This is a genomic window from Micromonospora sp. CNZ296 (assembly GCF_007827635.1).
This window is the reverse complement of record NZ_VISW01000004.1, coordinates 163,077-180,589: the sequence shown is the minus strand read 5'-3', so window position 1 is coordinate 180,589 and position 17,513 is coordinate 163,077. Positions and strand designations below refer to the sequence as shown.

Annotated in this window: 12 protein-coding genes; 5 read left to right on the top strand and 7 right to left on the bottom strand. The window is 73.0% G+C overall.

Translation table 11 applies throughout. From position 1 onward, the window contains the following. Window position 1 precedes the first annotated feature (1 nt). A complete protein-coding gene (locus FB455_RS08870; RefSeq protein WP_145752858.1) occupies window positions 2–2,302 on the top strand; it encodes an arylsulfatase in 2,301 nt (766 codons plus the stop codon). A gap of 76 nt (window positions 2,303–2,378) precedes the next feature. On the opposite strand, the gene FB455_RS08865 is transcribed toward FB455_RS08870, so the two are convergent. From FB455_RS08865 to FB455_RS08845, 5 genes are all read right to left on the bottom strand, one after another. Continuing rightward, the gene (locus FB455_RS08865; protein WP_145752856.1) at window positions 2,379–3,656 is read right to left on the bottom strand and encodes a dihydrolipoamide acetyltransferase family protein; all 1,278 of its coding nucleotides are present in this window, start codon (window positions 3,654–3,656) and stop codon (window positions 2,379–2,381) included. A gap of 14 nt (window positions 3,657–3,670) precedes the next feature. Beyond that, complete coding sequence (locus FB455_RS08860; protein WP_145752854.1) at window positions 3,671–4,639, bottom strand: alpha-ketoacid dehydrogenase subunit beta; 969 nt, start codon at window positions 4,637–4,639, stop codon at window positions 3,671–3,673. Between the two features lie 27 nt (window positions 4,640–4,666). Next, a complete protein-coding gene (locus FB455_RS08855) occupies window positions 4,667–5,797 on the bottom strand; it encodes a thiamine pyrophosphate-dependent enzyme (RefSeq protein WP_145752852.1) in 1,131 nt (376 codons plus the stop codon). Between the two features lie 118 nt (window positions 5,798–5,915). Further along, window positions 5,916–7,247: an aspartate aminotransferase family protein gene (locus FB455_RS08850; protein WP_013288199.1), complete on the bottom strand. Its 1,332-nt coding sequence runs from the start codon at window positions 7,245–7,247 to the stop codon at window positions 5,916–5,918. 20 nt (window positions 7,248–7,267) lie between these two features. Then, complete coding sequence (locus tag FB455_RS08845; protein WP_123110077.1) at window positions 7,268–8,800, bottom strand: CoA-acylating methylmalonate-semialdehyde dehydrogenase; 1,533 nt, start codon at window positions 8,798–8,800, stop codon at window positions 7,268–7,270. A gap of 107 nt (window positions 8,801–8,907) precedes the next feature. Between FB455_RS08845 and FB455_RS08840 the strand changes: the two genes are divergently transcribed. Further along, window positions 8,908–10,551, top strand: coding sequence for a PucR family transcriptional regulator (locus FB455_RS08840; RefSeq protein ID WP_030271368.1), 1,644 nt, complete (start codon window positions 8,908–8,910; stop codon window positions 10,549–10,551). A gap of 3 nt (window positions 10,552–10,554) precedes the next feature. Here the strand turns inward: FB455_RS08840 and FB455_RS08835 are convergent, their stop codons facing one another. Further along, a complete protein-coding gene (locus tag FB455_RS08835; RefSeq protein ID WP_013288196.1) occupies window positions 10,555–10,935 on the bottom strand; it encodes a hypothetical protein in 381 nt (126 codons plus the stop codon). Window positions 10,936–11,253: 318 nt separating this feature from the next. Between FB455_RS08835 and icmA the strand changes: the two genes are divergently transcribed. The 3 genes from icmA (at window position 11,254) to FB455_RS08820 (ending at window position 15,268) form a co-directional block, all read left to right on the top strand. After that, complete coding sequence (gene icmA, locus FB455_RS08830; RefSeq protein ID WP_013288195.1) at window positions 11,254–12,942, top strand: coenzyme B12-dependent isobutyryl-CoA mutase large subunit; 1,689 nt, start codon at window positions 11,254–11,256, stop codon at window positions 12,940–12,942. A 180-nt stretch (window positions 12,943–13,122) separates the two neighbouring features. Then, complete coding sequence (locus FB455_RS08825) at window positions 13,123–14,040, top strand: tetratricopeptide repeat protein (protein ID WP_145752849.1); 918 nt, start codon at window positions 13,123–13,125, stop codon at window positions 14,038–14,040. Window positions 14,041–14,098: 58 nt separating this feature from the next. After that, complete coding sequence (locus FB455_RS08820; RefSeq protein WP_013288193.1) at window positions 14,099–15,268, top strand: arginase family protein; 1,170 nt, start codon at window positions 14,099–14,101, stop codon at window positions 15,266–15,268. A gap of 10 nt (window positions 15,269–15,278) precedes the next feature. Here FB455_RS08820 and FB455_RS08815 read toward each other — a convergent pair whose 3' ends face one another. Beyond that, window positions 15,279–17,246 (bottom strand): penicillin-binding transpeptidase domain-containing protein, encoded by a 1,968-nt coding sequence (locus FB455_RS08815; protein ID WP_145752847.1) that lies wholly within the window; start codon window positions 17,244–17,246, stop codon window positions 15,279–15,281. Between the last annotated feature and the right edge of the window lie 267 nt (window positions 17,247–17,513).

Here is a 17,513-nt window from a genome sequence, read left to right as displayed (position 1 = left end):
CGTGACCGGACCTCTGGCGGACCCTCCGTACGAGGGGACCATCGGACGCACCTACGGCGAGTCGACGGAGCACTGGAGCACGCCGCCGTCGGCCGCCGCGGGTACCCCGAACGTGGTGTACGTGCTGCTGGACGACGTCGGGTTCGCCGACTTCGGCTGCTTCGGCGCCGAGATCGACACCCCGACGATCGACCGGCTGGCCGCCTCCGGGCTGCGGTACACCAACTTCCACACCTCGCCGCTGTGCTCGCCGACCCGGGCCAGCGTGCTCACCGGCCGCAACCACCACAGCGTCGGCATGCGCATGCTGTCCAACTTCGACAGCGGCTTCCCCAGCGGCCGGGGGCGGATCACCCACGCCGCCGCCACCGTCGCGGAGATGCTCGCCGACGCCGGGTTCAACACCATGGCGGTCGGCAAGTGGCACGTCGCGCCGCTGGAGCAGACCACGCCGTCCGGGCCGTACGACCAGTGGCCGCTGGGACGCGGTTTCGAGCGGTACTACGGCTTCCTGGAGGCCGAGACCGACAACTTCTATCCGGAGCTGGTGTACGACAATCACCAGGTGGACCCGCCGGCCACCCCGGAGGAGGGCTACCACCTCACCGAGGACCTGACCGACCGGGCCATCGGGTTCGTCCGGGACCAGACCTCGTTCACCCCGGAGAAGCCGTTCTTCCTCTATCTGGCGTACGCCGCGGCGCACGCCCCGCACCAGGCCCCGCCGGAGTACCTGGCGAAGTACCGCGGCCGCTACGACGCCGGCTGGGACGTCATCCGCGCGGACCGGCACCGGCGGCAGATCGGGCTGGGCATCATCCCGCCGGACGCGCCGCTGCCGCCGCACAACCCGGGCGTCGTGCCGTGGGACGACGTGCCGCCGGAGCAGCGGCGCCTGTTCGCCCGCATGCAGGAGGCGTACGCGGCGATGGTCGACCACACCGACGCCCAGCTCGGGCGCCTGGTCGACTTCCTGGAGCGGATCGGCCGGCTGGACGACACGATCTTCGTGGTCATGTCGGACAACGGCGCGAGCCCCGAGGGCACGCCGCTCGGCACGCTCAACCCCACCGCCTTCCAGAACCGGGCGCCGGAGAACCCCCAGGACAGCCTGGACCGGATCGACGAGATCGGCGGCCCGCGGGCGCAGAGCAACTACCCGCTGGGCTGGGCGCAGGTCAGCAACACCCCGTTCCGCCGCTACAAGCAGCACACCCACGAGGGCGGGGTGCGGGTGCCGTTCGTGCTGAGCTGGCCGGCCGGTGACGTACCCGGCGGGCAGGTGCGGACGCAGTTCCAGCACAGCATCGACGTCACCGCGACGGTGCTGGACCTGGTCGGGGTGCGGCCGCCCGCGGTGCGCCGGGGCGTCCCGCAGATGCCGCTGCACGGCCGTAGCTTCCGCGACGGGCTGCGCGACCCGGCGGCGCCGCCGTCGCGGGACCGCCAGTACTTCGAGATGTTCGGCCACCGTGGCATCTACCACGAGGGCTGGAAGGCTGTCGCGTTCCACGAGCGCGGCACCTCCTGGGACGAGGACCGCTGGGAGCTGTACCGGATCGACGAGGACCCGACCGAGAGCCGCGACCTGGCCGCCGAGTACCCGGAGGTGCTGCGGCGCCTCATCGAGGAGTTCTGGATCGAGGCGGCCCGCTACGACGTGCTGCCGCTGGACGACAGGGGATTCGCGATCCGGGCCCGGGTGCCGCGACCCGGATCGGTACGGGACCGGCTGGACTTCACCTACCTGGCGGGCGTACCGACGATCTCCGGCGCGGCGGTGCCGCCGACGATGAACCGCTCGCACGCCATCACCGCGCGGGTGCACCGCACCGACGCCGCGCAGGGCGGCGTGATCGTGGTGCTCGGCAACGTCAGCGGCGGCTACGTGCTGCACATCCAGGACAACCACCTGGTGTACGAGTACAACCACCTCGGCACCCACTACGTGCTGCGGTCCGAGGGCGAGCTGCCGCTGGGCCCGGTGGAGCTGACCTTCGAGCTGACCAAGACCGCCGACTGCCAGGGCACCGGCCGCCTGTTCGTGGACGGCGAGGCGGCGGGCGAGGCGCTGTTCCCGCGGTTGCTGCCGTTCTTCCACGGGTTCGCCGGCATGGACATCGGGCGCAGCATCCACTCGCCGGTGTCGTCGAGCTACCCGGCCCGGCACGAGTTCTCCGGCGAACTGGAGTACGTGCGGTTCCGGCTCGCCGCGTCCGAGGAGGTGGGGGAGCCCATCGCCCCGGCGGGTGACGTCGCGCCGCGTCCGTCGGCCGGCGTCGGGTTCGAGGTCGTGGACTGACGCGCGCCCGCGCGTACGGCGACGGCGTGTGGACGGACCTCGTTGTCCGTCCACGCGCCGTCCGTCTACCGGGGCCTCAGCGCAGGGCCAGACCCCACAGCGGGTCCTCCAGGAACCGGCCGACGTGGGCGAGCACCCGGCTGCCCAGCTCCCCGTCCACCAGCCGGTGGTCGAACGACAGCGACAACTGCACCGTCCACCGGGGAACGACCTGCTCGTCGACCACCCACGGCATCCGGCGCAGCGCGCCGAGGCAGAGGATCGCCGCCTCGCCGGGGTTGAGGATCGGAGTGCCGGCGTCCACGCCGAACACGCCGATGTTGGTGATGGTGATCGTCCCGCCGGCCAGGTCGGCGGGACGGGTGCGGCCCTCCCGCGCGGTGCTCGCCAGCTCGTTGAGGGCGACCGCGAGGTCCCGTACCGGAAGGTTCTGCGCGGCCTTGATGTTCGGCACGAGCAGGCCGCGCGGCGTCGCGGCGGCGATGCCCAGGTTGACGTCGGCGAACCGGACGATCTCCTGGTTCTCCTCGTCCCAGCTGGCGTTCACGTCCGGATGCCGGCGGACGGCGTCCAGCACCGCCAGCGACGCCACGAGCAGCGGGCTGACCTTCACCCCCTGGAAGGCCGGGTCCTGCTTCAGCCGGTCCACGAACTCGACGGTGCCTGTCATGTCGACGGTGAGGAACTCGGTGACGTGCGGCGCGGTGAACGCGCTGGCGACCATGGCGGCGGCTGTCGCCTTGCGGACCCCGCGCACGGGCAGGCGCTCGTCCCGCCGGGCGTCGGTCGCCGGTGCCGGGCCGGTGGTGTGGTCGAGCAGATCCTGGCGCGTGATCCGGCCGCCGGGGCCGCTGCCGCGTACCTCGGTCAGCTTCACACCGAGGTCCTTCGCGAGCTTGCGCAGCGGCGGCTTGGTGAGCACCGGCGGCCGGGACGTGTGCGCCGGGCGGGCCGGCTCGGCCGGGCGGACGGACGGTGTGGCGCGACGGGGCCGCCGCGTCCGCGCCTGGGCGGACACCCCGTAGCCGACGAGCACCGCGGTGCGTTCCTCGGCGGGCTCGTCGGCGGCCGGCGGCGCGGCGGCCGGCGCGGCGTCCGGGGCGTCCGAGTCACCCCCGGTCCGGATCGCGATGATCGGCGCGCCGACCTCGACGGTCTGCCCCTCCCCGGCCAGGAGGCGATCCACCACTCCGGCGTACGGGCTGGGCAGCTCGACCACGGCCTTGGCGGTCTCGATGTCCACGATGACGTCGTTGAGGCCGACCGGATCGCCCGGTGCGACCCGCCAGGTGACGATCTCGGCCTCGGTGAGGCCCTCGCCGACGTCGGGCAGACGGAACTGCTGAACGCTCACGGGTACCTCTCCCTTCAGGCGGCCAGGACGCGGTCGACGGCGTCGAGGATCCGGTCCAGGTCGGGCAGGTACTCCTCCTCGACCTTGGCCGGCGGGTACGGCAGGTTGAAGCCGCCGACCCGCTCGACCGGCGCCTCCAGCGAGTAGAAGCACCGGCTCGTCACCTGCGCGACGACCTCGGCGCCGAACCCGGCGAACGTGGGGGCCTCGTGGACCACCACCGCCCGGCCGGTACGGCGGACCGACTCCTCGACGGTGGCCACGTCCAGCGGGGAGATGGACCGCAGGTCGATCACCTCGATGTCGCGCCCCTCCGGTGCCGCGGCCTCGGCGGCGGCGACGCAGGTGGCGACTGTGCCGCCGTACGTCAGCAGCGTCACGTCGGTGCCCGGCCGCACGGTCCGGGCGCGGTCCAGCGGCAGCGGCGGCCCGGCGGTTGTCACCTCGCCCTTGACCCAGTAGCGGCGCTTCGGCTCGTAGAAGATGACCGGGTCGTCACCCGCGACGGCCTGCCGGATCATCCAGTGCGCGTCGTCCGGGCTGGCGCAGTAGACGACCCGCAGTCCGGCGGTGTGCGCGAAGTACGCCTCGTTCGACTCGCTGTGGTGCTCCACCGCGCCGATGCCGCCACCGACCGGAATGCGCACCACCACCGGAAGGGCGGTACGGCCGCCGGTGCGGGCCCGCATCTTGGCGAGCTGGGAGACGATCTGGTTGAACGCGGGGTAGACGAAGCCGTCGAACTGGATCTCGCAGACCGGGCGGTACCCGCGCAGCGCCAGCCCGATGGCGGTGCCGACGATCCCGGACTCGGCGAGGGTGGTGTCCACCACCCGGGCCTCGCCGAAGTCCTTCTGGAGACCGTCGGTGACCCGGAAGACGCCGCCGAGCCGGCCGACGTCCTCGCCCATCAGGAGGACCTTGTCGTCGTCCTCCATGGCACGGCGCAGGCCGGAGTTCAGTGCCTGACAGAGAGTGAGCATGAACGAGTTCTCCGATCGGGGCGGGCGTCAGTCGAGGAAGGAGGCGCGGTAGGCGACGAACGCGTCGCGCTCCTCCCGCAGAAGCGGGGGCACGTCGGCCAGCACTGTGGCGAAGGCGTCGGCGAGGTCCGGCGCCTCCAGCGCCAGGCACTCCCGGCGGGTACGGTCGGCCAGTTCGTCCGCCTCGGCCTGGATCCCGCCGAGGAACGCCTCGTCGCTCCAGCCCTCGGCGTGCATGAGCGCCTCCACCCGGGCCAGCGGATCCCGCGCCCGCCACGCCGCCAGCTCGTCGTCGGTGCGGTACCGGGTCGGGTCGTCCGACGTGCTGTGCCCGCCCATCCGGTAGGTGGTGGCCTCGACGATCGCGGGGCCGTGGCCGGACCGGGCGTGTTCGGTCACCGCGGACGTCACCGCGTACACCGCCAGCACGTCGTTGCCGTCGACCCACTCGCTGCGCAGGCCGAATCCGGCGCCGCGCCGGTGGATCGGGGTACGGGTCTGCGACGCGGTCGGGGTCGAGATGGCCCACTGGTTGTTCTGGCAGAAGAACACCATCGGGGCGGCGTTGACGGCGGCGATGTTCATGGCTTCGCTCGCGTCGCCCTCGCTCGCGGCGCCGTCACCGAAGTACGTCACGACCACCGTGTCGCTGCCGTCGCGCTGCACACCGAGGGCGTATCCGGTGGCGTGCAGCAGCTGGGCGGCCAGGACCAGCGTGTAGATGTGGAACGAGTACGGCTCCGGATCCCAGCCGCTGTGCGCGACGCCGCGCCACTGCCGCAGCAGGTCGGCCGGGCCGATGCCGCGCCACAGGGCCGCGGCGTGCTCCCGGTAGCTCGGGAAGACGTAGTCGTCGGAGCGTACCGCCGCGACCGAGCCGACCTGGGCGGCCTCCTGGCCGCGGCACTGCAGCCACAGGCCCAGCTCGCCCTGCCGCTGCAACGCGAACGCCTCGTCGTCGAGGCGGCGTGCGAGCCGCATCCCCCGGTACAGCTCACGGGTGAGGCGGCCGAGGGCGTCGCGGTCGGCGTCGACGTCCGGGTGCAGGCGCCCGTCCGGGGTGACGAGCTGGGTCCAGCCCTCGGACGTACGCGGAAGGTCGGTGGTGCCGGTGAAGGGGTTGGTGACCGGTGGGTCGGCGAGATCTACGGTAGTCATTCGTCACCTTCTGGGTGCGTCGGTCTCCGCGTCACCGGGGTCGCCGGCCGTCTCGCGGATCTCTCGGATACGGGACCGCCCGCCGGGGTGGACCCGGCGGGCGGTGGTGGGCAGTGCCTCAGACCGTGTGGCGGTCGGCGAGTGTCAGCGCCTCGTCGAGGATCGCCAGGCCCGCCTTGGCCTCCGTCTCCGACACGGTGCACGGGGGCACCACGTGGATCCGGTTGAAGTTCGCGAACGCGACCAGGCCGCCGCGCTTGCACGCGGCCAGCACCTCGTTCATCTCCGGCGACGACGACCCGTACGGCGCCAGCGGCTCCTTCGTCCCGCGGTCGCGTACCAGTTCCAGCGCCCAGAACACGCCGAGTCCGCGGACGTCACCGACGCTCGGGTGCCGTTCGGCGAGTTCGCGCAGCCCCGGGCCCAGCACGTCGGCGCCGATCGTGGCGGCGTTCTCGACGATCTGCTCGTTCCGCATCACGTTGATGGTCGCGACGGCGGCGGCGGTGGCCAGCGGGTGACCGGAGTAGGTCAGGCCGCCGGGGTAGGCACGGGTGGCGAACGTCTCCGCGACGTGCTCGGCGATCACCACACCGCCGAGCGGGACGTAACCGGAGTTGACGCCCTTGGCGAAGGTGATCAGGTCGGGCGTCACGCCGTAGTGGTCCAGCGCGAACCAGGCGCCGGTACGCCCGAAGCCCGCCATCACCTCGTCGGCGATGTAGAGGATGCCGTGCCTGTCGCACAGCTCCCGTACGCCCGCGAGGAAGCCCGGCGGTGGCGGCATGATGCCGGCGGTGCCCGGCACCGTCTCCAGCACGATCGCCGCGATGGTGGACGGGCCCTCCATCTCCACGACGCGTTCGAGGTGGCGCAGCGCGAGCGCGCACTCCTCCTCCTCGGTCGTGGCGCCGAACTCCGACCGGTACAGGAACGGGCCGAAGAAGTGCACCACCCCGGCGGTGCCGTTGTCGCTGGGCCAGCGGCGCGGGTCGCCGGTGAGGTTCACCGCGGTCTGGGTGCCGCCGTGGTAGCTGCGGTACTGCGACAGCACCTTCGGCCGGCCGGTGTGCAGCCGGGCCATCCGGACGGCGTGCTCGATCGCGTCCGCGCCGCCGTTGGTGAAGAACACCTTGGAAAGGCCGGCCGGGGTCAGCTCCGTGATCAGCCGGGCCGCCTCGCCGCGGGCGTCGTTGGCGTACGACGGCGCGATCGTGCACAGGCGGGCCGCCTGCTCCTGGATCGCCGCGACCACCACCGGGTGCTGGTGGCCGATGTTGGTGTTGACGAGCTGCGACGAGAAGTCCAGGTAGCGGTTCCCGTCGCCGTCCCAGAAGTACGAGCCCTCGGCGCGCTCGACCACCATCGGGTCGAGCAGCGACTGGGCGGACCAGGAGTGGAAGACGTGCGCGCGGTCGAGTTCGTAGGTGCGTTGTGCGCTGCTGCTCATCGGCGTTCTCTCTCCGCTGCTCAGACGTTCTCGGGGAAGCCGAGGTTGATGCCGCCGTGGCTGGGGTCGAGCCACCGGGAGGTGACGACCTTGCCGCGGGTGAAGAAGTGCACGCCCTCGGCGCCGTGGGCGTGCGAGTCGCCGAAGAGGCTGTCCTTCCAGCCGCCGAAGGAGTAGTAGGCCATCGGCACCGGGATCGGCACGTTGACGCCGACCATGCCGACCTCGACCTCGTTCTGGAAGCGGCGGGCCGCGCCGCCGTCGTTGGTGAAGATGGCCGTCCCGTTGCCGTACCGGTTGGCGTTCACCAGCGCGAGCGCCTCGTCGTAGCTGCCGACGCGCACCACTGAGAGCACCGGCCCGAAGATCTCGTCGGTGTACACGCTCATCTCCGGCGACACCCGGTCGAGCAGGCTCGGCCCGAGCCAGAACCCGGACTCGTCGCCGTCGGCCCGCACGTCGCGGCCGTCCACCACCAGCTCGGCGCCGGCCTCGACACCCGCGTCGAGGTACGACGCGACGCGGTCGCGGTGCTCCTTGGTGACCAGCGGACCCATGTCGCAGGAGCGCCGCCCGTCACCGACCTTCAGGGTGGCGATGCGCTCCCGGATCCGGGCCACCAGATCGTCGGCGACGGGCTCGACGACCACCAGGGCCGAGATGGCCATGCACCGCTCGCCGGCCGAGCCGAACCCGGCGTTGACCGCCGCGTCGGCGGCCAGGTCGAGGTCGGCGTCCGGCAGCACCACCATGTGGTTCTTCGCGCCGCCGAGGGCCTGGACGCGCTTGCCGTTGCGGGTGCCGGTCTCGTACACGTACCGGGCGATCGGCGTGGAGCCGACGAACGACACCGCCTTGACCTCGGGGTGCTCCAGCAGCCGGTCGACCGCGACCTTGTCGCCGTGCACGACGTTGAAGACGCCCGCGGGCAGGCCGGCCTGCTCCCACAGCCGGGCCACGAGCAGCGACGCGGACGGGTCCTTCTCGCTGGGCTTGAGCACGACGGTGTTGCCCGCCGCGATGGCGATGGGCACGAACCACATCGGGACCATCACCGGGAAGTTGAACGGCGAGATGACGGCGCAGACGCCGACCGGCTGCCGGATCGAGTAGACGTCCACGTTCGTGGAGACGCCCTCGGAGTAGCCGCCCTTGAGCAGGTGCGGGATGCCGCAGGCGAACTCGACGACCTCCAGGCCGCGGGTGACCTCGCCGAGGGCGTCCGAGACGACCTTGCCGTGCTCGGCCGTGATCAGCTCGGCCAGCTCCTGCTTGTGCTGGTTGACCAGCTCCCGGAACGCGAACAGCACCTGGGTGCGCTTGGTCAGCGACGAGGTCCGCCAGGAGGCGAACGCGGCGGCGGCGGAGGCGACCGCCTGGTCCACCTCGTCGACCGAGGCCAGCGGCACCTCCGTCCGGACCGCGCCCAGCGCCGGATCGTAAACTGGGGCCGTACGCTCGGTGACGCCGGCGAACGGCTTGCCGTCGATCCAGTGGGTCACCCGCTCCAGCGGGACGGGAGCGGGCGCGGTGCCGGGTGCTGTCTGGGTCATGCCCGGGATCATCTGTGCTTCCCCAGGTCCGGGCAATGGGCACTGTGTCGTTCCCGTCCGCGGGAAGCGCACATACTGTGCGCCGGAGGAGAGGGGGAGGCGCTCCGATGCCGATGACCGTCCGTGACGTGCTCGAACTGCCGGCTCTGCAGCAGGCCGGGCCGCGCGTCCTGGCGGGCCGGGACCGGCTGGACGCGCCGGTGCGCTGGGTGCACGTCGCCGAGATCCCCGAGATCGCCGACCTGCTCCGCGGTGGCGAGCTGGTCCTGACCACGGGCATCGGCCTGCCCCCGGACGACGACGGGCTGCGCCGGTGGATCGACGGCCTGGCGGCCGTCGGGGTGGCGGGTGTGGTGGTCGAGCTGGGCCGCCGGTTCGGCGGCACGCTGCCGGCCGGCCTGGTCGAGCACGCCCGCAGCCGGAACCTGCCTCTGATCGCGCTGCGGCGCGAGATGCGGTTCGTCGCGGTGACCGAGGTCGTCCACTCGGTGATCGTCGAGGAGCAGACGGCGGACCTGCTCGCGAAGGACGAGATCCACCGAATCTTCACCGAGCTGTCGGTGGAGGGCGCCGAGCCCCGGCAGGTGCTCCGCGAGGTCACCCGCCTGTCCCGGCGTCCCGCGGTGCTGGAGAACCTCGCCCACCAGGTGCTGGCGTACGAGACCGGCCCGCTGACCGCCGAGGAGCTGCTCGACCGCTGGGAGACCCGCTCCCGTGCGGTCGAGGTCCCGTCCGGCACCGGCTACGAGCCGCGCTCGGGCTGGCTGGTGACGAGCGTCGAGGCGCGGGGCAACCGGTGGGGGCGGCTCGTGCTGCTGTGCGACCAGGAGCCACCGGCCCGGACCCGGGTGCTGCTGGAACGCGCCGCGTCCACCATCGCGCTGAACCAGCTCGTCGCCCGGGACTCGTCGTCGGTCGAGCGGCAGGCCCGCAGCAGTCTGCTGCTGAGCATCGTTAACCACTCCGCGCCCACCCGGGACGTGGCGCTGCGGGCGCGCGGGCTCGGTGTCGTACTGGAGCAGCGACTGCTGCTCGGCGTCGTGGTCCGGCGGCGCCGGCCGGCCCCGGGCACCGGCGCCGACGGGAACGCGAACCGGCGGGCACTGCTCGACGCGGTGGAGACGGCGGTACGCGAGTGCGGGCTCGCCGCGCTCGCCGGCGACGTGGACGAGGCGGCCGGCGGCACCGGCGTCACCCTCCTCGTCGCGCTCGACGAGACCGGCTCCGACGAGGCGGCGCTGGGGAGCCTGTCCGCCGCACTCACCCGGGCGGGCCACCGGGCCGGCGCGGACGTCGTGGTCGCCGCCGGATCGGTGGTCCGGACGCTCGACCTGGCCCGGCGCTCGCTGGTCGAGGCGGCGCAGGTGGCCGATGCGACAGTGCACACCGCCGAGCCGCGCCCGTTCTACCGGCTGCACGACGTCCGCCTCCGGGGCCTGCTGTACCTGCTGCGCGACGACGTGCGCCTCCAGACGTTCGTCGAGCGCGAGCTGGGCCCGCTGCTCTCCTACGACCAGCGCCACGGCACGAACCACGTCGCGCTGCTGGAGACGTACCTGGTGGAGGGGCGCAACAAGCGGCGCGCGGCGGACGCGATGTCGCTGTCGCGGTCGGCGCTCTACCAGCGGCTGGAGCTGATCGAGCGGGTGCTCGGCGTCGACCTGGACTCGAGCGAGCGGCGCCTTTCGCTGCACGTGGCGCTCACCGCCCGGGACGTCATGCGCGCCGGTGGCCCGGAGCCCCCCGGCTGACGGTCACCTGTGGGTGCCGCGGCCCGACCGCAGGCGCCGGACGCCGTCGCGGGCCGGCGCGCTGTGCACGCTGACGCTGACGACAGGTACGGCGTTCGCGACGCTCTTGCGGACCGTCTCCAGCGGCGCCGTGCCGGGGGTGCACTCGACGATCATCACAGCGGAGCGGTCGGGGCACTGCACGTACTGGACGTGTGAGACGGCGACCCGGCGGGAGTGCAGCACGGACAGCACCTTGAGCAGGCCGGTCGTGGAGTGGCCCACGCCGAGGTGGATCACCATCGTGCTCGGCGTGCCGTGCTCGGCGGCGGGCTCGTCGTACGGGCGGCCGGGGGCGGGCCGGGGATGGTCGACGGTTGCGGGGGTGGATGCGGACACGCTCACGGGGGCCTCACTAGGACGAGCCGACAGGATCGCTTGGCCGGCGACGCACGCGGAGGCGTACGCCGCCTAGGTAATCAGCCGGGTCGCGATTCGATTGCCCACGGCGGGAGTGTGGCACGGGAACCCGGCTGCCGGGAGGCTGCGCCGGGCAGTCGTCCGCCACGTGAGACAGCGCCCTGACCTGCGGATCGACGGTGATGGGTCGCCCCGGCGGGGCCGGTCGCCGGGTTACCGGCCGGTACGCGAGCCCTTAAGGATCGTTCAGGATCTCGCTCTACACTCGGACTCGGGACGACGACTTGAGAAGGAGCTCCGCGCATGGACGCTGACGAGATCGCCGCCGGTCGGGCCCGCTGGCAGGCCCGCTACGACGCCGCCCGCAAGCGCGACGCGGACTTCACCACGCTGTCCGGAATGCCGGTCGAGCCGGTGTACGGCCCGCCGGAGGACACCGCGTACCCCGGGTTCGAGCGGATCGGCTGGCCGGGCGAGTTCCCGTACACCAGGGGCCTGTATCCGACCGGCTACCGCGGGCGGACCTGGACCATCAGGCAGTTCGCCGGCTTCGGCAACGCCCGGCAGACCAACGAGCGCTACAAGATGATCCTCGGCGCGGGCGGCGGCGGTCTCTCCGTGGCCTTCGACATGCCGACGCTGATGGGCCGCGACTCCGACGACCCGCAGTCCCTCGGCGAGGTCGGCCACTGTGGTGTCGCTGTGGACTCGGCCGCCGACATGGAGGTGCTGTTCGACGGCATCGACCTGGCGGGCGTGACCACCTCGATGACCATCTCCGGCCCGGCCGTGCCGGTCTTCTGCATGTACCTGGTCGCCGCCGAACGGCAGGGCGCCGACCTGTCCACGCTGGACGGAACACTCCAGACGGACATCTTCAAGGAGTACATCGCGCAGAAGGAGTGGCTGTTCGACCCCGAGCCGCACCTGCGCCTCATCGGCGACCTGATGGAGTACTGCGCCCGGGAGATCCCGCGGTACAAGCCGCTGTCCGTCTCCGGCTACCACATCCGCGAGGCCGGCTCGACCGCCGCGCAGGAGCTGGCGTACACGCTGGCCGACGGATTCGGGTACGTCGAGCTGGGCCTGTCGCGCGGCCTGGACGTGAACACCTTCGCCCCCGGCCTGAGCTTCTTCTTCGACTCCCACGTGGACTTCTTCGAGGAGATCGCCAAGTTCCGCGCCGCGCGCCGGATCTGGGCCCGCTGGCTGCGCGACGTGTACGGCGCCACCAGCGAGAAGGCCCAGTGGCTGCGGTTCCACACGCAGACCGCCGGGGTGTCGCTGACCGCTCAGCAGCCGGTGAACAACGTGGTACGCACCGCCGTGGAGGCCCTGGCCGCGGTGCTCGGCGGCACCAACTCGCTGCACACCAACGCCCTCGACGAGACGCTCGCCCTGCCCACCGACGAGTCGGCCGAGATCGCCCTGCGTACCCAGCAGGTGCTGATGGAGGAGACCGGGGTGACGAACGTGGCCGACCCGCTCGGCGGCTCCTGGTACGTCGAGGCGCTCACCGACCGGATCGAGGCCGAGGCGGAGGAGATCTTCGCCCGGATCAAGCAGCTCGGCGGCGAGGGTCCGCACACCATCGGCCCGATGACCTCCGGCATCCTGCGCGGCATCGAGGACGGCTGGTTCACCGGGCACATCGCCGAGTCGGCGTTCGTCTACCAGCAGGCGCTGGAGAAGGGCGACAAGCGGATCGTCGGCGTCAACTGCCACACCGGCACCGTCGCCAAGGACCTGGAGATCCTGCGCATCTCGCACGAGGTGGAGCTGGAGCAGCGCCGGGTGCTGACCGAGCGCAAGTCGGCCCGCGACGACGCCGCGGTCACCGCCGCCGTCGCGCGAATGGTCGAGGTGGCGAGGACCGGCGAGAACATGATCCCCGCCATGCTCGACGCGGTCCGCGCCGAGGCCACCCTCGGCGAGATCTGCGACGCGCTGCGCGCCGAGTGGGGCGTCTACCGAGAGCCCGCCCGCTTCTGACCCGCTGCTCTGCAAGGAAGGGCCCCTTGTTAACAGCTGCTGTTAAGAAGGGGCCCTTCCTCTACCGGAGGCGTTAACAGGGGGCCCTTCCTTGCGGGCGGGCTGAGCTGGGGGAGAGTGGTGACTGTCGCCGTCGCGGCTGGTCGGAGATCCGTCGCGTACGTGCGAGACTAGACAACCATGAGCGACCCACGGATCACCTCGTCGATCTTCACCCGCGGCGCGGTCGACCTCAGCGCGCTGCGCACCCCCGCACCGGCCGACACCTCCTCCGCCACACCGTCCCAGGGCGCTGGGCCGGCCGGGCTGCCGGGCAGCCCCGCCGGCTCCGCCGCCGTGATCGACGTGACCGAGGCGAACATCCAGTCCGAGGTGCTCGAACGCTCGCTCACCACACCGGTGGTGGTCTTCTTCGGCGCCGCCGGCTACCCGGAGAGCGACCAGTTCGCCCCGGTGCTGGAGCGGCTGGCCGCCGAGGGCGGCGGAGCGTGGCTGCTGGCCCGGGTCGACGTGCAGCAGCAGCCGCGGCTCGCGCAGATGTTCCAGCTCCAGACGCTGCCCACCACGTACGCCATCGTCGGCGGCCGTCCGATCGACGCCTTCCCCGGCCCGGTGCCGGAGTCGCAGTTGCGACAGTGGCTCCAGGCGGTCCTCAAGGCCGGTGGCGTCACAGTCGCCGAGCCGGAGGACCCGCGCCTCGACGCCGCCGACGACGCGCTGATGAGCGGTGACCTCGACGCGGCCGAGGCGGCGTACCGGAAGATCCTGGCCGAGTCGCCGGCGGACGCGGCTGCGGAGGCGGGCCTGGCGCAGGTCGGGCTGGCCCGCCGGGTGGCGGGCGCCGACCCGCAGGGCGCGCTGGACGCCGCTGCGGCCGCCCCCGACGACGTGGACGCCCAGCTGCTGGCCGCCGACATCGAGGTGCTCAGCGGCCTCGCCGACGAGGCGTACAAGCGGCTGGTCGGCCTGGTCCGGCGCACCGCCGGGGACGACCGGGACCGGGTACGCCAGCACCTGCTCGGCCTGTTCACCATCGCCGGCCCGGACGACCCCGCCGTGGCCTCCGCCCGACGCGCCCTGGCCAGCGCGCTGTTCTGAGTCAACCCGCGCGGGCCGGCGCACCGCCGGCCCGCCCGACCGCCGAGGACGGGAGCCCATGATGCGCCGGATCGCCGTCCTCGACGCGCCGACGAACCTCGGACTGCGCCCGCCCACTGCGAGCTCCGTCCCCGGTTGCGGCAAGGCGCCTGGTGCGCTGCGCGACCACGGCCTGCTCGCGCGGCTGCGGGCCCGCGACGCCGGCTGCCTCACCCCGCCGCGGTACGACCCGGGCGACTGGCGGCCCGGCGACGGCGTCTGCCACGCGCCGGAGATCTCCGCGTACTCGGTGGCGCTCGCCGACCGGATCGGCGCGATCATCGACCGGGGCGAGTTCCCGCTGGTGCTCGGCGGCGACTGCTCGGTGCTGCTCGGCTCGGCGCTGGCCATGCACCGCCTCGGCGAGGCGGTCGGCGGGCGGATCGGGCTGGTCTTCGTCGACGGCCACTCCGACTTCCGGCACCCCGGCAACGCCTCCTACGTCGGCGCCGCAGCCGGGGAGGATCTCGCCCTGGTCACCGGCCGGGGACAGCCCGACCTGGCCGCGATCGAGGGCCGCAGGCCGTACTTCCGGGACATCGACGTGGTGGTGCTCGGCATCCGCGCGCAGGACGAGTACCGGCTCGACCTCCAGGCCGCCGGCATCACCACCCGGCCGGTGCCGGCGCTGCGCGCCGAGGGTGCCGCCCGTACCGCCCAGTGGGCGCACGAGCAGCTCGTCGACTGCGCCGGCTACTGGGTGCACATCGACGTGGACGTGCTCGACCCGGCGGTGATGCCCGCCGTGGACGCGCCCGACCCGGGCGGCATCGCCTTCGCCGAGCTGGAGATCCTGCTCGCCGGGCTGGTCGACACCCCGCACTGCCTCGGCGTCGAGCTGACAGTCTTCGACCCCGACTACGACCCGGACGGGGCGTACGCGGCCGAGATCGTGAACACAGTGGTGGCCGGGCTCGCCCCTGTGGTCGCGCCGGGCGCCGTGCCGCCCCGGTTGCTGCCGGCCGGGCCTGTCGCACCGGCGCCCCGCGCCGCCGACAGCCGGCCGGAGCCCGAGCCGCTGCCCGCCCCGGCGGCCGTACCGGCGCCGGCGGTCGCGGTGGAGCCGATCGGCCCCGACCCGACCGTCGGCGACGACCTCGGCGACGACCCGCTGGGGCCCGGCCTGCTGCGCCGCGCCCCCGCCGGAGACGAGCCGGACCCGGCCCGCTCCGGCATCGACATCGCCTGACCGGTACGCCTCAGCTCGCGGCCAGGCCGCGCAGGAACTTCTCGGCGATCGGCGCCGCCACCTTCGAGCCCGCCCCGCCCTGCTCGACGAAGACGGCGAAGGCCACGTCGCCCTGCCAGCCGACGAACCAGGCGTGCGTGTGCGCCGGGTTGTTGTCGTACTCCGCGGTGCCGGTCTTGCCGTGCACCGGCTCGCCCGGCACGTCCGCCAGCGCGCTGCCGCTGCCCGCTGTCACCACCCCGCGCATCATCGACTTCAGCGCCGTCACCGACTCCGGCTTGAGCGCCTCGCCGGCCGGTGCGGGCTTGGCCGGCGCCGGGTCGAGCAGCAGCTTGGGCTGCTCGAACCTGCCCCGGGCCACCGCCGCCGTGGCGCTCGCCATGGCCAGCGGGCTCACCAGCGTGGTGCCCTGGCCGATCGCGGCGGCGGCCTGCTCGGTGGCCGAGCCGTTGGCGGAGATCTTGCCGGTGAACGCGTCGGTGCCCAGATCCCACGCGGCCTCCAGGCCGAGCGTACGGCCGGCCTGGGCCAGCCCGTCCGGGCCGAGCTTCGGCGCCAGCGCGGTGAACGCGGTGTTGCACGACTTGGCGAAGTCGGTGGCGAACGGCACCGGGCCCAGCTCGAAGTTGTCCGAGTTCTTGAAGACCCGGCCCTCGACTGTCGACGTCTTCGGGCAGTCCACTGTCGTCTGCGGCGTCACCGCGCCCCGGTCGAGCAGGCCGAGCGCGCTGACCATCTTGAACGTCGAGCCGGGCGGCACCTGGGCGGTGAAGGCGAGGTTGTCGCCCGCCGCACCCGGGCCGTTCGCGGCGGCCAGCACCGCGCCGTCGCTGATCCGCACGGCGACCAGGGCGGAGCGGCGGGTCTGCCCGCGCAACGCGGCGTCGGCGGCGTTCTGGGTGGCCGCGTCGATTGTCGTCTTCACCGGCTGACCGGGCTTCGGGTCGGCGCGGAACAGCTCCGTGCCGGTCGGCTCCACCTTGCCGTCCGGGGTGGTCCGCTGGGTGATCACGGTGACGCCGGGGACGCCGCGCAGCCGCTCGTCGTACCGGCCCTGGAGACCGCCGTGGCCGACCAGGTCGCCGCGCGCGTACCGGTCGGGGTGGGCCTGGAGGTCGTCGGCGGTGGCCTGGTCGACCGAGCCGAGCAGCGCCCGGGCGAACTCGCGGGTCGGCGCCAGCATGAGCTGCTCCGAGACGAACCGGGTGCCGGGCAGGTCGTAGATGCGCGGCTTGATCTGCCGGTACGCCTCGTCGCGCAACGTCACCACCTCGACCAGGCCGTCCGGCTTGGCCTCCTTGAGCCGCTTCGGCAGGTCGCCCAGGTCGACCGGCGGGGTGAGCGCGGGCCGGATCGCCTTGAACGCGGCGTCCAGCTTCCGGACCATGCCGGGGACGTCGTCGACCTCGCCGGGAACGAGCTGCACCCGGACCACCGGGCGTGGCGCGACGATCGGCTGACCGGCCGCGTCCAGCACACCGGCGCGCTGCGCCGGCTCCCGCCGCAGCGCGATCTTGTCACCGCTCTCCAGCTTCTCGTGCACCACCGACGGCTCCCAGATCACCTGCCACCGGTCGTCGCCGCCGCGCTTGAGGCGTACCGGATTCTCGTAGGCCCAGGTGCCGCCGCCGGGCAGCGCCCAGCTCACCTTGACCCGGGCGGTGGCGACGTCGCCCTTGGTGGTGATGTCGCCAGTGCGGGCCAGCTCCGGCGGGTCGGCCGCGAGCGCGCCGGCGAGTGCCTGGATCTGCTTGGTCACCTCACCGGCGGGCAGCCGCCCGCCGGTCGGCTCGACGAAGCCGACCGCCTGGAGGTCACCGGAGCGCCAGCCGCCGAGGAACGCCTCGACGGCTGTCTCCGGGCCGTCGTCCCCGGAGCATCCGGTCAGCGCGCCGGCCGTGACCAGGACGGCGGTCAGCGCCGCGAGGGCGCGGTGACGGGTGTGACGGCGGGGGCGGACGGGGTACGACACGGGCATGAAGCAGTCCCTCCGGTGCTCAACTGCCCTGCACGCTAGTACGGCCCGGCGTTCCCCACCGCCCCGCCACGGCCTCCGGCAGCGCCAGAAGCGGCGTGTGGCAGTGTGATGAACATCGCCAGTCGGGGTACTCCGCGAGCGGCCGACCACGGACCCGCAACGGGTGAAAGGACAGAGTCCCGATCCGGACGTCCGGCCAGTGGTCCGCCGCGGGAGGTACCGCGCGGTAGGGCCTAGGCTGGGCGGCAGAGTGACCCACAACGCGGT